General features: G+C 38.3%; 13 protein-coding genes. 2 read left to right on the top strand and 11 right to left on the bottom strand.

Annotated elements, in window-relative coordinates:
• Window positions 1-113: 113 nt before the first annotated feature.
• The 7 genes from ACTJJF_RS00965 to ACTJJF_RS00935 all read right to left on the bottom strand — a co-directional run bounded on the left by ACTJJF_RS00965 (window position 114) and on the right by ACTJJF_RS00935 (window position 9,927).
• On the bottom strand, window positions 114-665 hold the full coding sequence (locus tag ACTJJF_RS00965) for a DUF2652 domain-containing protein (protein ID WP_440698372.1): 552 nt from the start codon (window positions 663-665) through the stop codon (window positions 114-116).
• A 59-nt stretch (window positions 666-724) separates the two neighbouring features.
• Window positions 725-2,137, bottom strand: a complete 1,413-nt coding sequence (locus ACTJJF_RS00960) for an efflux transporter outer membrane subunit (RefSeq protein ID WP_440698371.1) — start codon at window positions 2,135-2,137, stop codon at window positions 725-727.
• A gap of 17 nt (window positions 2,138-2,154) precedes the next feature.
• Window positions 2,155-5,295 (bottom strand): efflux RND transporter permease subunit, encoded by a 3,141-nt coding sequence (locus tag ACTJJF_RS00955; protein WP_440698370.1) that lies wholly within the window; start codon window positions 5,293-5,295, stop codon window positions 2,155-2,157.
• 9 nt (window positions 5,296-5,304) lie between these two features.
• Entirely contained in the window at window positions 5,305-6,450 is a 1,146-nt protein-coding gene (locus tag ACTJJF_RS00950; protein WP_440698369.1) for an efflux RND transporter periplasmic adaptor subunit, read from the bottom strand.
• A 214-nt stretch (window positions 6,451-6,664) separates the two neighbouring features.
• Window positions 6,665-7,579: a helix-turn-helix domain-containing protein gene (locus tag ACTJJF_RS00945; RefSeq protein ID WP_440698368.1), complete on the bottom strand. Its 915-nt coding sequence runs from the start codon at window positions 7,577-7,579 to the stop codon at window positions 6,665-6,667.
• A gap of 73 nt (window positions 7,580-7,652) precedes the next feature.
• Window positions 7,653-8,405 carry a metallophosphoesterase gene (locus tag ACTJJF_RS00940; RefSeq protein ID WP_440698367.1) on the bottom strand — a complete coding sequence of 251 codons (753 nt, stop codon included), beginning with the start codon at window positions 8,403-8,405 and terminating at the stop codon, window positions 7,653-7,655.
• 130 nt (window positions 8,406-8,535) lie between these two features.
• Window positions 8,536-9,927, bottom strand: coding sequence for an MFS transporter (locus ACTJJF_RS00935; RefSeq protein ID WP_440698366.1), 1,392 nt, complete (start codon window positions 9,925-9,927; stop codon window positions 8,536-8,538).
• A 143-nt stretch (window positions 9,928-10,070) separates the two neighbouring features.
• On the opposite strand from ACTJJF_RS00935, the gene ACTJJF_RS00930 reads away from it, so the two are divergent.
• Window positions 10,071-10,541, top strand: a complete 471-nt coding sequence (locus ACTJJF_RS00930; protein WP_131435042.1) for an Lrp/AsnC family transcriptional regulator — start codon at window positions 10,071-10,073, stop codon at window positions 10,539-10,541.
• 768 nt (window positions 10,542-11,309) lie between these two features.
• On the opposite strand, the gene ACTJJF_RS00925 is transcribed toward ACTJJF_RS00930, so the two are convergent.
• A complete protein-coding gene (locus tag ACTJJF_RS00925) occupies window positions 11,310-11,825 on the bottom strand; it encodes a hypothetical protein (RefSeq protein WP_440698365.1) in 516 nt (171 codons plus the stop codon).
• A gap of 17 nt (window positions 11,826-11,842) precedes the next feature.
• The gene (locus ACTJJF_RS00920; RefSeq protein WP_212648979.1) at window positions 11,843-12,895 is read right to left on the bottom strand and encodes a hypothetical protein; all 1,053 of its coding nucleotides are present in this window, start codon (window positions 12,893-12,895) and stop codon (window positions 11,843-11,845) included.
• A 504-nt stretch (window positions 12,896-13,399) separates the two neighbouring features.
• On the opposite strand from ACTJJF_RS00920, the gene mnmE reads away from it, so the two are divergent.
• Window positions 13,400-14,785 (top strand): tRNA uridine-5-carboxymethylaminomethyl(34) synthesis GTPase MnmE, encoded by a 1,386-nt coding sequence (gene mnmE / locus ACTJJF_RS00915; RefSeq protein ID WP_440698364.1) that lies wholly within the window; start codon window positions 13,400-13,402, stop codon window positions 14,783-14,785.
• Window positions 14,786-14,930: 145 nt separating this feature from the next.
• Here mnmE and ACTJJF_RS00910 read toward each other — a convergent pair whose 3' ends face one another.
• Entirely contained in the window at window positions 14,931-15,335 is a 405-nt protein-coding gene (locus ACTJJF_RS00910) for a terpene synthase family protein (protein ID WP_440698363.1), read from the bottom strand.
• Complete coding sequence (locus ACTJJF_RS00905) at window positions 15,244-15,948, bottom strand: terpene synthase family protein (protein ID WP_440698362.1); 705 nt, start codon at window positions 15,946-15,948, stop codon at window positions 15,244-15,246. The genes ACTJJF_RS00910 and ACTJJF_RS00905 overlap by 92 nt, the downstream gene beginning before the upstream one ends.
• Window positions 15,949-15,993 lie beyond the last annotated feature (45 nt).

The following is a 15,993-nucleotide window of genomic DNA, read 5'->3' as shown; positions in this document are numbered from 1 at the left end:
CACAATTCTATATTATTAAAAAAAATCAAGATTACTATGGCTCATAAAAAAGCCCGGATCTCACCCGGGCCGCTAGCAATAGCAAATTTACAAGGATTAAAATAAAAAATATGCTAGTTTAAAGTTTCAAAATAATGGATAACTCCTACTTCAGGCAGGTGGTGTTGGTCATTATTAAATTCATGTTCCTGATTCTTACTGCTTTCCAGAAAAGAATTACTGTAAAGTGCATAGGAAGGCTGCTCTGCCACTCCGTTTTTCAACAGCTGATGAGCTTCTACGATTGTTTTTCCATATAGTTTTCTGAAATTACCGATATTATACTGCGAAAAAGATCCATAATGAACAATAAATTTGAGGGAAAGGTCAATCGTAGTGCTTAAGCTTTTACTAAGCTCTTCAATCTTTCTGTTGAAAGCATTTCTCATGTTCCAGAGCATTTTTGAGATGCTTTTGTAAGACGGACTTTCGTCATAACGGTAAAATAAAATGGCATCACCCTCAATCTCAGAAATTTCGAAATACTGATTATTCACATCAATCAGGGTAGACAGTAGCTGTCTTACGATATATTCACCGGTGTACAGTTTTGTATTGAACACAAATTCGGTAAATCCGCTGAAATCCGGAATAAGAATGATCCCCTCTTGTATATTTGTCTTCATAGTAATATGGATTTAAAAACCTGCTTCATTATGAAAGACGAAGCAGATTCAATTTTACTTTATTGCCATCCTCCACCTACAGAACGGTACAAAGCCGTTATAGCATTCAGCCTTTGGGCTTTCAGGGAAGCCAGTTCCAGCTCTGTCTGCAGTTTATTGGTTTGAGCCATAATAACTTCCACATAAGTCGCTGAATTATATTTAAATAAAAGATCAGCTTTATTGACAGCTTCACCGGATTTCAAGGCCAACCCTTCAGCAATTTTCTGCTGTTCTTCCAGCTTCTGAATTTGCACCAGTGCATCAGATACTTCACCCACTGCTTTTAAAACAGATTGTTTAAAACCGATTTCAGCCTGATCAGCCAGCACTTTCGACTGTTCATATTGAGTTTTCAACTGCTTCCCGTTCAGAATAGGCTGTGCAATCGCTCCTGCAGCCATTCCGAAAAGAGATCCCGGAATACTGAACCATTTGCTGATCTGGAAAGCATTTACTCCTCCTTGTGCGGTAATATTCAATGAAGGATACATGTTCACCTTTGCAATATGAATAGCTGCTGCGCTTTTTCTTACTTCGAGTTCTGCCGTTTTGATATCCGGTCTGTAGCTCAACAATTCTGTAGGAATACCTGCTCCTATCTGATCCGGAGACAGCACATTATCCAGCCCCGCACTTCTTTCAATCTTCCCAGGCATAGAGCCGGTCAGCAGACTCAGAGCATTTTCCTGAGTGGCAACCGAACTTTCAATGGCCGGAATTGTTTTCAGAATCTGATCCTTCACAATTTCCTGCTGCTGTACCGCCAGAGCAGTTGTCAATCCCAGTTCCTGTTGTTTTGTAAGGAATTTTAAGGTATTATCCGCATAGATTAAATTGGATTTTGTAATCTCCAGCTGTGTATCCAGCATCAGCAGGTTATAATACCCTTGCACAACCGCAGCCACCAACTTGGTTTTTACCGCCTTTGCCGCTTCCTGGGTTTTAAGATAATCGGTCAGTGCCTGCTCTTTCCTTCCTCTGATCTTTCCCCAGATATCCGCTTCCCACGAAATATTGACAGACGCTGTATAATCTTCCATATACCTCTTTCCCATAAACTGCCCGGCCATCATTCCGTTCATACTGTTGTCCGAAGGGCGGCTGATGTTGGCATTGGCCGCAGCACTTATGACAGGAACATTTCCCCACTTACTTTGAGTATAGGCAAGAGACGCAAATTCTATCTGTTTCAAAGCCACCTGAAGGTCATTGTTCTGCACCATGGCCTTATCGATAAGACCTACCAGAACCGGATCTTTGAAAAAGTCTTTATAACTGATCTTTGCAATATTTTCATGATGATCTGCAACAATACTGTCGCTTCTGAAGACTTCAGGCATTTTCACTTCAGGCTGTTCATATTTCTGAACTTTACAGGAAATAGCCGTTCCTGAAATGAATGCGATATATGCTATATTTTTAATTTTCATTTTTAAAATCATTTGAATTAATATTCCCAATCTGCATCGGTTACTACTCTTCCGTTGATTCTTTCATGCAATGCCTGGAATACCACAAAAAGAACAGGAACTACAAAAATCCCCAGAATGGTTCCGAAAAGCATCCCTGAAACAGCTGCATATCCAATGGAATGGTTACCCATTGCTGAAGGACCTACCACAAACAACAATGGAAGTAATCCTGTAATAAATGCCAGAGAGGTCATCAGAATTGGACGCAAACGTGCTTTGGCTCCTTCAACCGCAGAAGCGATAAGGCTTTTCCCAGCTCTACGTCTCTGAATGGCAAATTCCACAATCAGAATACCATTCTTCGCCAGCAATCCGATCAGCATCACCAAAGCAATCTGTACATAAATATTATTGGAAAGATCGGCAAACGTAATTCCTACAAATACTCCCGATAAACCTACCGGAATCGCAATCAATACTGCAAGTGGAAGAATATAACTTTCATATTGAGCAGATAAAAGAAAGAATACAAACACGATACACAGTCCGAAGATCATTACCGATTGAGAACTGGAACCTGCTTCTTCACGGCTCATTCCTTTGTAATCATAGGTATATCCCGGAGGAAGCACCTGCTTACTCACCTCTTCAACAGCCGCCATTGCCTGTCCCGTACTGTATCCAGGAGCAGCCATCACAGTTAAATTGGATGAATTGAACAGGTTAAAACGGTCTACCACTTCAGCACCTGTTACCTGTTTTAAACTCACCAATGTATTCACGGGTACCATTTGTCCTAAATTATTTTTTACGAAAATTCCGTTCAGAGATTCTTTATCCTGTCTTGCCTCAGGAGTGGATTGTACCAGTACCCTGTAATATTTTCCGAACCTGTTGAAATCCGAAGCCTGAATACTTCCGTAATATCCCTGCATCACGCCCAGTACATCTGAAACATTCACTCCCAGCTGGGCAGATTTTACCTCATCTACAAGTACTTCAAACTGTGGATAGGTAACATCAAACGTAGTAAATGCCACTGCTACTTCAGGTCTCTGCATCAAAGCACCCATCATTCCATAGGAGATATTCCCCAGGTTCTGAAGTTCTCCATTGGTACGGTCCTGAAGCACAAGCTCCATTCCGCTAGTATTTCCGAAACCATCTACCGTTGGGGTATTGATCACAAGGAAATTGGCTCTTTTATCCTGAGAAAGCATTCCCTGGGTTTGTCCTATAATGTCATTGATATTATTGACAGGTCCTCTCTCGCCTCCTTTTTTTAATTTAACGAAAATAGAAGCTGCCGATGATGACATGGAACCACTGAACAGGTTTAATCCGTCCACAGAAATCACTTTTTCTACTGCAGGATTCTTCATCAGCAGGTCTTCCGTGTCGGAAACTACTTTTGAAGTTCTGTCCTTGGATGCTCCCGGAGCAAGATTTGCTGTTACAATAATGAAACTCTGGTCTTCATCAGGAATAAATCCTTTAGGGGTAGTCATTGACATCCATGCAAACAATCCTCCGAATGCCACAATGATCACCAGGGCAATCCATTTTCTTTTTAAAAGGAATAACACGGCTTTTCCATAACGAAAAGTCAGTTTATTGAAGCTTGCATTGAATCCCGCAAAGAAACGATCCTTAAAGTTCATCTTTTCGTGAGCTCCACCATGATGCTGTTTCAGGAACAGGGCACACAATGCAGGACTCAGTGTCAATGCATTGACCGCCGAAATAACAATCGCAATAGCCAGTGTAAGGGCAAACTGCTGATAAAACAGACCTGTAGAACCACTCATAAATGCCACCGGAACAAATACTGCAGACATGATCAGGGTAATAGAAACAATAGCTCCCGTAATCTCACTCATGGCAGACATGGTAGCTGCTCTCGGATTGAGTTTTTTGTGCTCCATTTTAGCATGCACGGCTTCTACCACCACAATGGCATCATCTACAACGATACCGATGGCCAGTACAAGGGCAAACAATGTCAGAATATTGATGGAGAACCCGAAGACTTTCATAAAGAAGAAGGTTCCCACGATAGATACCGGAACTGCAATCGCCGGAATCAAAGTTGAGCGGAAATCCTGCAGGAAAATATACACCACAATGAATACGAGTATAAATGCCTCTATCAATGTATGAATTACCTGCTCAATTGACTGGTCCAATGCTTCTTTTGTGGCATAGGGAATTTCATAATCCATTCCGGCCGGAAAAGATTTTTCAAGTTCTTTCATTCTTTCCTGAAGGGCGATCTGCACTTCATTGGCATTAGATCCTGCCATCTGGAAGATCGCCATCGTTACGGAAGGCTTTTTGTTAAAGTTGGAAGAAACCGTATAGCTGTAAGCTCCGAATTCTACTCTGGCAACATCTTTTAATTTCAAAACAGAACCATCGCTCAAAGCTTTGATGGTAATATTCTCATACTGCTGAGGTTCTGTGAATTTTCCTTTGTAACGGAGAACATACTCCATCACTTCCTTACTTCTTTCTCCCAATCTTCCCGGGGCCGCTTCAAGATTCTGGGTCTGAATGGCACGGGAAACATCAGACGGAGTAAGGTTATATGAGGTCAGTTTATTCGGATCAAGCCAGATACGCATGGAATAATCTTTATTCCCATACACCATAGCATCTCCCACTCCCTTTACCCTTTTAAGTTCCGGTACGATATTGATCTTTGCATAGTTTTCAAGGAAAAGATCATCCATTGAGCCGTCTTTGCTCGTCAGGGAAACCATTGCAATCATACTGTTCTGCCTCTTCACCGTCGTGATTCCGGCCTGGATTACTTCAGCAGGCAGTTGGTTAGTCACCTGCGCTACTCTGTTCTGAACGTTGATCGCTGCCTGATCGGGATCTGTTCCCAGTTTAAAGATAACGGTAATACTTAAAGTACCGTCATTACTCGCAGTGGAAGTAATGTAATCCATGTTTTCCACTCCGTTGATGGCATTTTCCAATGGTGGTGCCACGGACCTTGCAATGGTCTCTGCATTGGCTCCCGGATAAGCCGCTGTTACCATAACGGTAGGTGGCGCAATGTCCGGAAATTTGGTAATCGGAAGGCTTACCATCCCTACAATCCCCAGAATAACAAGCAATACGGAAATAACCGTTGCCAGTACGGGTCTTTTTATAATTTTCTTTAACATGATTTCTTCTTACGATTTTTTCTGTTGAGCATTTTTCTTTTGTGCCACTACAGGGGTTCCCGGCTGCAATCTGTCGAAACCGCTGACAATGTATTCATCGCCTGCCTTCAGCCCTTTGGATACGATAAAATGATCACCTGCTTTTCCATCTACTTCAACCGGTAACATAGCGGCCTTTCCTCCTTGTACAGAGAATACAAAAATCTTATCCTGAATGGTTCTGGTAGAAGCAACAGGAAGTAAAATAACATTGCTGTAAAACTGATCCAGCATAATCTTCCCGGTATTTCCGCTTCTCAGTATATTCTTCGGATTGTTGAATTTTGCTCTTAGCGTAATGGATCCGGTGGTTTTGTTAAACTGTCCTTCCACAGCATCTATTTTTCCTTTCTCATCATACTTTTCTCCGCCAGAAAGCAGAAGGGAAACCGCCGGAGTATTTTTAATCACCTCATCAATGCTGCTTCCTGCATATTGTTTCTGAAAATTATTAAAATCATTTTCGCTCAGACTGAAATACGTATACACCTGATGGATGTCTGACAATAATGTGATAGGCTCCTGATTACCCGGCGTCATCAGACTTCCCAGACGGTAATTGAATCTTCCGATAAATCCGCTTACCGGCGCTTTGATGGTAGAAAAATTAAGATTGATCTTAGCCGATTCAATGGATGAAGTCGATTGGCTTACGGCTCCTCTTGCAGCATTATAAGCAGCTTCCGCTTCTTTAACCTGAATTTCCGAGACCATTTTATTTCTGAACAGTTCTTTCTTCCTGTCAAGATCAATTTTCGAGGTTGAAAGATTAGCCTGAGCGGTAATCAGAGCTGCCTGAGCACTTTTCAGCTGTTCACGGAAGACCTGATCTTCAATTTTGAAAAGAACCTGCCCTGCTCTTACAAAATCTCCTTCATCTACAAAAATTTTGCTTAAATATCCTGTTACCTGTGGCCTGATCTCCACATTGGAAACTCCTTCTACTGATGCTGCATATTCTCTGGAAACAGAAGCGTCACCCTGCTTCACTGTTGCTACAGGAAGTTCCGGTGCCTGCTGTTGATAAGACTGGTCTTGATTTTTTTTCCCACACCCCGCTAAAACGATCAGCGAGAGGAAAAGTATGGTTGATTTCTGAATAAAAAATCTTTGCATAACAATATTCCTTTTAAATTTCCGCACAAAATTCGAACGAAAAAAAATGAATAGGATTATTCGAAAAACTCCTTGTTTTGTCAGAAAGACTCCTAATTTTCAAAAACATGAGAAATATCATTTATAGACTTAATAAATGATGATATTCGGTATTTTAAATCAAATTTATAGCAAAATTTAGCAAAAAGACATCAAAATTATAACATACTGATTATCAATACAAATCATCTTTTCTGTATTCTAAAGGTGACCTGCCTGTATGTTTTTTGAAGAATTTACTGAAAGACGCCTGATCCGAAAATTTCAGCTGTGCTGCTACTTCATTCACATTCAGATTTGGATTTCTGAGCAGCAACCTGGCTTCTACGGCCAAAACCTGATGAACAATATCACGAGGCGACTTAAATGTGGTCTTATTGATGACCTTTGTAAGATATTTACGGCTGATAAACAACTTGTCTGCATAGAACTGAACATTATGCTCTTCTTTAAAATGCTTCTGCACAAGCTTGAAAAAACTGGTTGTAAGCTCGTCTTCCCTGTGGGTAACCAGATGAGGTTTATCAATTTTTTTGAAGTAATTATCAATTTCATAGATTACCAGTGAGAAGTGGTGCCAGATCATTTCATTAAAGTAATAATTATCTTTCTCTTTATTGTTGAGTGCTTTCAGTTCATCCAGATGAAAATCCATTCTCCTGTACAGATCAGGCTCATTCCGGACAATGTGCGTAGGGTCTGATGAAAGGCTTTTCAGAACATTATTTGATTTATAGTTAAAACCTGCATCGGAAATAAAATCAACGGAAAAGAAAATGTATTTCGCATGATAATCATCTGCTATATGATCTACCCAGAACGTTTCGGCAATGGGACAAAAAACGATATCTCCTTTTGATACTTCATAACCTTTATCATCCAGCCTGAAGCTCACACTTCCTTTCTGAACCATAAAAATGCAGAAATAATCTGAACGGTAGGGAATATTAGGTTTTATAATATAATTGGCTCTGTCGATTTCCATAACCACAAATTCCTGAATCCTGAGATCAAATTCAACCTGCGAAAGAACTTCATCAAAAGCTAACTGTGAAACAAAATCGGATTTCTGTTGGATTTTTTTAGACATGAAGCAAAATTATAAGAACGAAGGTAATAAATAGTTCCCAAAAAGCGAACAGGTAAAGATCACCTTTAATCTATTATAAAGCAACTTCCACAATCAGTTCTTTTTCGTATCCGTTGTATTTTTCATCAATATATCCATGAGGATTACAGATCACCTCTGTTTCTCCAATGGTATATCTGCAGGGTGTGTGAATGTGCCCGTGAATCCAGTACAAAGGTTTATATTCGGTGATTAATTCTTCAAGATCTGATGCATAAGCGGCTGATAACGGGTCTTCTTTATAAAGTTCCGGGACAGATTTTATACTGGGTGCGTGATGGGTAATAACAATATTTGTCAATTCTCCTGAATTTTCAAGACTTTCTTTTAACCATTGCCTTGAAAGCTGGTGAATTTTAAAAGTATCTATTGTTCTCATTTTGGAATAAGAAGGATCACGCCTGATCATTTTATAATCATTCATTTTAGTCTGACAGAGCATTCCATATTGGACAGGGTTTCCAAAGATGGAAAAGTCTGTCCATAAAGTAGCTCCGTGAAAGCGGATTCCATTAATATCTGCAAATGAATTTTCCAGTACAAAGACATTGGACCCCCGGGCGGTTTCTTTGATTTTGTGGAGTGTTTTCGGATATGATCCTTTATAATATTCGTGATTTCCCAGAACATAGAGTACAGGCTTATCGGGGATTGCATTTTTAATCCAATCAATGCCTTTCGTCCCAAGGTTGATGTCTCCCGCCAGAACAACAATATCTGCATTATCAAAACATAATTCCGTACTTCCGAATTCCTGGTGAAGGTCACTGATGATTTGTATTTTCATGATGTATAGCAGAAAGACAAAGGTACTGATTAAAGAGAGAATATGAATTCACAATATATATTTACAAAAAAGAACCGACACATAAAGCACCGATTCTTTCCTCATATAGTTTGTGTAATTTTAAGGTCGCTTATGATGAAACGGCTACTTTTGCCTGTTTCACTTTTAAGCTTTTCAGTATAAAGTAGAATAACATTCCCAGTGCTGAAAGGGCATATCCTATTAAAATTATCAGATTCAGGCTTCCTACTGCAAAATCAGAAGGAAAAACCTGGCTCATTAAAGTCATGAAAGACAGTCCAATTCCAGCTCCCAGAAAGTAACTTGTAGAACTCAAACTTGATGCCAATCCGTAGTTTGAAGGTTCAACATCCTGAATTCCCATTACTGAAAGTGCTGTAAAACAGAATGTCATTCCTATTCCTGAAATGCACGCTGCTCCTAATAAAACAACAGTTAACGGATGTCCTGTATAAACTGAAATCAACAACAGTACTCCACCGGTCAGCATAAATAACCATCCCAAAACACCCATTTGTGAAGAGCTGAAACGTTTTGAGACGTGAGGCAGGATAAATTTAGCTGTCAAAGCAGACAGAATACTGAAAGGAACCAGCATCAATCCTGAAGAAGCAGCACTGTACCCCATATCTTTTTGCAGCATCAGGGAAATAAGAAACAGAAATCCTATAAAAAATGCTCCCAATGCAAAGAATACCGCATTTGAAACTACTAATGATCTGTGTTTGAATAACTGCAAATCAAACAAAGGCTCTGCAACGGATCTCAACCTGTAGAAAACCATGATCAAAAGCAATACAGCCAGTACCAAAGAGCCTATTACCATAAAAGGCTGGTCTTTAACATGAACCAATTCATGAGTTCCGTATGTTAAACTTAAAAGTCCTAATACCATTACTATTCCGGAAACAATATCCGTTTTCTGAACAGCTTCATTTTTCTCATCTGCGGGAAGGTAATAATAAGACAGAATCAATGTGATAAAGAGAATCGGAACATTGATCAGGAAAACCCAATGCCAGCTGAGGTAAGTACTGATAATTCCCCCTACTGAAAGACCGCTTCCGGAGCCAATGGCAGCAAATGAGCTGAAAATCCCTATGGCACGGTTTCTCTCCTGTTCCCCCCTGAAGGTATTGGTAACAATTGACAGCGCTGACGGCATTACCAATGCTGCCCCTAATCCCTGCAAAGCCCGGAATACTGCCAATATTTCAAATTTTTCTGATAATCCTGCTCCTAAAGAGGTCAGCATAAAAATCAAAGCTCCCCATAAGAACATTTTCTTTCTTCCGATCTGGTCTGAAAGCTTTCCTCCGATAATCAGGAAGCCTCCGAAAAATAAAACATACAGCGTCTGAAGCCACTGAACAGTCTCTGCTCCAATTCCGAACTGCTGCTGAATAGAAGGAATGGTTAAATTAATAATGGCAATATCCAATGCTTCTACAAATGTTCCAACCGATGCTAAAATTAATATTATATTCTTCCTTGTATCCATGTATTCAAATTTCCTGCAAAATTAAAATTAACAGAACGTAATTGAAAATTTAACCCTAAATTTGGAACAATATTTAATATTTAAAATATTTAAAAGAACAAAACACCTGATCCATCAGGAAAAACCTATAAAAACAGAACAAAATGGCAACAGAAAATTATATTCCGGATGAAAAAGACCTTTCAATTTTAAGACTTCTCCAAAAGGACGCCAAAATGAGTGTCCGTGATATTTCGGCAAGGATCAATTTAAGTCCTACACCTACGCATGAACGCATCAAACGGATGGAAAAACAGGGAATCATTAAAGAGTATACGGCTGTGGTTGACCGTAAAAAGGTTAATAAAGGCATGATGGTAATCTGTATGATCGCATTGAATGTTCACAATAAAAAAACGGCCGGAAAATTTATTGAAGAAGTTGGCAGACTGAAAGAAGTGGTTGAGTTTTATAACATCAGCGGTGATTTTGATTTCATGCTTAAAATTCTTGCTCCTAATATGGATGAGTTTCATGAATTTTTTGTGAACAAGCTATCAGAAATTGAAGGAATCGGTCAGACCAAAAGTATTTTTGTCATGAACAGTATAAAAGAAAGTGCTCAGATTGTATAAAATATCAAAATGATCTATTCAGGTTAAATCATTTTGAACCGTTTTTATTATTCCAGTAAAATAAAAGCTCATATTTTTGGTCTTCGCCTCTTATGATGGAAGTATAAATTTTACGCCTTAAAAGATTATTTTCAATAAAATTTCCACAAACATGTGGTAAAAAAATGATACACAGATCATACACCTTATTTTTAACGTTATTAAAAATTAATTACCCCCCTGATACCATAAAATATAATAACCTGAAATTCAAAACATTACCACACTAACAACCTTAATAGTGTAGCTATGTCGTATGTCATTTTTTGGAAATTTTCATCATTATTGGATATGTTTGTGATGTGAAAAATATACATCGAATCAAAAAGTAAAAATTTAAAATAAGCCAGCAATTTAATCAACTTAACAGTCTCCCTCTGCACCCAGAATTAAATTTAATAAAAAGTAAAAAACAGAAAAACATCAATGGTGAAAAACTGCAGAGGTGAGATTTTTTCAAGACTAAACAAGTAATATCAACCCAAAACACTAATGAAAAAAAAGAGGCCTAATAACACACTACTTTTATGATGATACAGTATCTTGAGCATAAAGATATTTTATAACATTATTTGTTTAGCTAAAAGAGACTGCACTCTATGTTGCGGTCTCTTATTTTTTACTGACAAAAAGCTCCCGTCATTAGAGATATTGATAAAAAAAACAACTGTATACGTAAATACAGTTGTTTCGAGAGATATTTATACCGGTATTCCGGGTACGATTTATTTATTTCCAATAGTTCCAGACTGATCCGTCAAATACCGCCAATGTTTTACTCGCCGTATCATAACACATCATTCCGGGATATGGATTTTTCACATTAAGATGTGGTGTATTTATCCGGGGCAGGATCATGGCTTTATTGGCCGATTCAAGCACCAATACCCCATCTGCAGTACTGGCTGGCTCTCCTATAACAACCCCCTTCCCTAGCTCTGGTGTCCCGTTTACAACAACAGCAGTTGAGCTTCCTGCATCCGATAAAGGCTTCCATACATCATTTTCATATACTTTAACTTTATTATCCGATGTATCAAAAACAAATGTTCCATTAACCAGTGATCCGGTAGCAGCTCCTGATGTAGCCGGAAGGATCAATCCTTTTGTATTCCCGGGTACATTATTAAAATCCAGAACTGTACTTCCACCATCAACGGTCTGTTTACCTATAGCTACCTGAGCAAATGATACATTAAAAAAGATCAGAGCGGCTGCTATACTTATATTTTTTATATTTTTCATTCGATTGTCTTATTAGGTTAATCATTACAGCTTCTTTCCACACACTTCCACTCAGTGCCGTTGTATAATTTTATACACTTGTCCTGAATGTCATACAACAGCATTCCCTCTTTCGGTTCTGCAATAGCATCTCCGGGTTGCGGTGTCTGGCTTACATGCTGAACTCTTGTCACCACAAATCCTTTGTCTTTTGATTCCATAGCCAGAAATCCGTTAGGAATATTCTCAGGCCATGAGTTGTTTTTCTGTTGTACTGTGATTCCGAATTTAGTAACGCCATCCGGAGTTCCTGTTGCTCCCGGTTTCGTACAGAACCCATCAAGTTCATCAATAATTGTAGGTGCATTACCACAACTATTTTTATCATCAGATAATCCTTCCGGCCAAAGTGACGGACAGGTGGCGGATGTAGCGTTTGGGCCACAGAAACTTGCGTTTCCCATACCAAGTCCTGTCACATTTCCCATAGCAATAGCCACAATCTGACTATCATCACTGATAATAGCATTTCCACCGCCACCACTTACATCAGCTTTCGCAATACAATAAGCTTTTCCGGTAGGAATTCCCACATATTCAACAGAGGGGTACGTGGTAGACTGCTGTGTAAATGTTCCACAGATTTCCACTACACTGTTTGTTCCCATCTCTATGACAGAAGTGGATCCCGGAGAGTTTCCAAAAAATGTAGGATCTTCCTGAACTACGGAACCTACAAGAGATAAAAATGATTTGGTTCCCAATTTAATTTTTGAATTCTTTTGGGAATTAAAGGCTCCTACTTTAACGGTACCTGTAGATTTCACACTTGCCCCATCACCAATCTCCAGAATTCCTTCAACCTGAATACTATTAGACTGCAGTTGCCCGGATTGAATGATCAGTGTTGCTCCGTTTGGAATACTAATATTGGTACTTACATTAAGATTCCCATTAAGACAATATGTAGTACCGGCAAACATGGGCTGTCCCGTATAAGCCGTACACTGTGCACTGGCTGCACCATAGAAAACAACCATTAATAAAAATAGTATTTTTTTATTAATAGGGCAAAAAATTAAGTTATTCATATATTTTTAAAGTATTTTAACAAATTATTCACGGTTTAAGGATAAGTTTTTGAAATTTCAACATACGGGAAATCTAATAAACAATTAAGATACCAAACAAGTGTTTAATTTTTTTATAATTAGACAATCTTTGAACAAGACAACTATTTCCAAACACGGCCAAAAACATCTGCAATCAGCTATACTACAATAAATTAATTCTTTTAAAAGTCATTTATATGTAAGAGAAATTTTATAATATTTAAAATTTAAATGTTAATTTTCTTATATAATTTAATCGTGTTTAATAAACAGAATTCTGTATTTTTAATAGTATTATTTTCATATGCAAAAGTTGAGACAAAGCTTTCAATACACTACTCTACACAGATACTACACCCCCGACTTTCTCTTTAAATACAGCATTCAGGAAAGAATCTTTTTTTATTTGATCAATCAGTCTGATTGTAAAAACAGAATGACCCTGACTTAAAAAAATTGCATTAAAAAACGTAAATTTGCACCATGAATAACGATACCATTTGTGCATTGGCCACTGCCAACGGAATAGGTGCTTTAGGCATTATCAGAGTTTCAGGAAATGAAGCTTTACCTGTAGTTCAAAAAAGTTTTCCGGCTAAAAAGCTGGAGAAGCAGAAATCCCATACTATTCATTACGGTTATTTTATGGATGGTGAAGAAGCTATTGATGAAATTATGCTTTCCATTTTCCTGGCACCAAAAAGTTTTACTACTGAAAACTCTGTAGAAATTGCTTTTCACGGCTCACCACATATCGGAAAACGTATTCTTGAAACCCTTATTAAAAATGGGGCGAGAATGGCAAAAGCGGGAGAATTTACGCTTCGTGCTTTTATCAATGGAAGAATTGACCTTTCGCAGGCAGAAGCTATTGCAGATGTGATTGCTTCCGAAAATGAAGCTTCCAGAAAAGTCGCTATCAACCAGCTAAAGGGTGGAATTACCAATGAAATATCGTTATTAAGAACTGATCTTTTAAATTTTGTTTCTTTAATTGAGCTGGAACTTGATTTTGCTGAAGAAGATGTGGAATTTGCAGACAGAAGTGCTCTGAACGGGCTGTTAGATAAAATTGAAGTCAAATTAGATTCTCTGATTGAAAGTTTCCAATACGGAAATGCTATTAAAAATGGTACTGCTGTTGCCATCATCGGAAAACCCAATGCCGGCAAATCTACCCTTCTGAATGCTTTGCTGAAAGAGGAAAGGGCTATTGTAAGTAATATTGCCGGAACCACAAGAGATACTATTGAAGAGGTGCTTCATATTAAAGGTCATGCTTTCCGTTTGATTGATACAGCCGGTTTGCGTGAAACAATGGATGAAATTGAAGCTATTGGAGTAAAAAAGGCTAAAGAAAAGGTAGAAAATGCCAATATTTTAGTTTATCTGGCTGATGCTGCTACTGAAGATTTTTCTGAGGATATAGACATGATCCAGTCTTTATTAAGAGAAGATCTGAAATTAATTATCTGTGCGACAAAGATAGACGAGGTTAGTCCAGCAAAATATGAAACGGTAGAAGATATTTTCAGAAACGCCATTTCTCACGAGTTTGACTTCATCAAGATCTCTGCGGTTGAAAATCAAAACATGCAGGATCTTAAAAATGAGTTATCATCTTACGTTGAGCAATTAAAATCGGAAGAAAATAATGTGGTGATTACCAACCAACGTCACTTTGAAGCTTTACAGAAGTCTTTGGATGCTGTAAATAAAGTAAAAGAAGCTATTTCTTTCCAGATTTCTACAGAATTGCTGGCTTATGAATTGAGAAATGCTTTGGAACATCTTGGTGAGATTTCTGGTGAGGTTACGAATGATGAAGTATTGGGGAATATTTTCTCGAAATTCTGTATCGGGAAATAGAATTCACAAATAATGTACAAAAAAACTTAGTAAAACTGGAAATTTTTGAAATACAAGATTTAGAATATTCCATAACCATTAAAATAAAAAACTGAGATTACGGCCCCAGTCTTTAGAATAAATCCTTTTATAGTAAATTGCATTTTTACATAGTGGGAAGTTCGTCTATTTTTGGAAAACCATTTTCACCATAGCGTTCCGTTTCCAGCAATGAAACGGATTGCCATCCCTTCATGAAAAATCCCATCCCTTCTATTAAATTCATAACATCATCATTCCATCTTCCAAAATCAGGAAGACTTGATTTCAATACCATAAACTCACTCATATCAACGTCATGCAGACGTATGGTTTCTTCCAATGCATCTTCCTTGGATAGCTGATAATGATGCTGCAAAGCTTTTACAACATTAAAGTAAATATCACCACTTTCCTCATCTTTCAATAAAGACTGTACATCATTGAAGTATCCGATAATTCTGGTAGTGAGAAGGTAGAGTCTTTTTGATGGTTGGGTGTCTGTAAATATCCTCCGGTAATGTAACCTCATTTTGAATTTCTATCGTCTCTATAAATGCGCAGATCATCAGATTCCTTACTCTAATATTGAGCAGATTACCGATAGATGGAAAAATCCTGTTTTTCTTATAAAGTACTTCCATCTCTACACCGTCGAAATACTCATTCAAGGTATCGGCAAACCGGTCTATGGAGGTTGATGGAATAAAGTACATAAACTCCCTGCGTATTGCATCCAGCTGATAACCAAGCGGCAAAAGAGATTCCTCAGGACCTGTTTCACCTTTAAGAATGGCAATTGATAGTCTTTGGGCATTCCTTACCTCAGCAGGTGTAGCCATTTCATACATATCATCGTTATACATAGACCACAACATAAATCGTCCCAAGGGAAGAAAACGTTCAAAGCTTTGGGTTTTAGGCCACCAACGGGCAAACATGAACCCTGTTTTCGTACGTTTGTATTTTTCCCTTGTTGACGCTGGTATCAAATCCCTCAGCTCACCATCAATCCATTGGTTATCTGTTATTTCTTGCAACCGGTTGGCAAATGGACTGATCAGATCAGGAAATGGGTAGTTGAAACGTTCTCTAAGAATTGTTTTGATTTTCATATTATATTTTTTGGTTATTATGCTGTTCAAAATTTGCAATCATATTTTTGAATCATTAAAAAACAGCCTTGTTAA

The organism is Chryseobacterium sp. 22458 (genome assembly GCF_052044975.1).
Taxonomy (GTDB): Bacteria; Bacteroidota; Bacteroidia; order Flavobacteriales; family Weeksellaceae; genus Chryseobacterium.
Note: the sequence above shows the minus strand (reverse complement) of the source record. Positions and strands in the feature narration are given on the sequence as shown.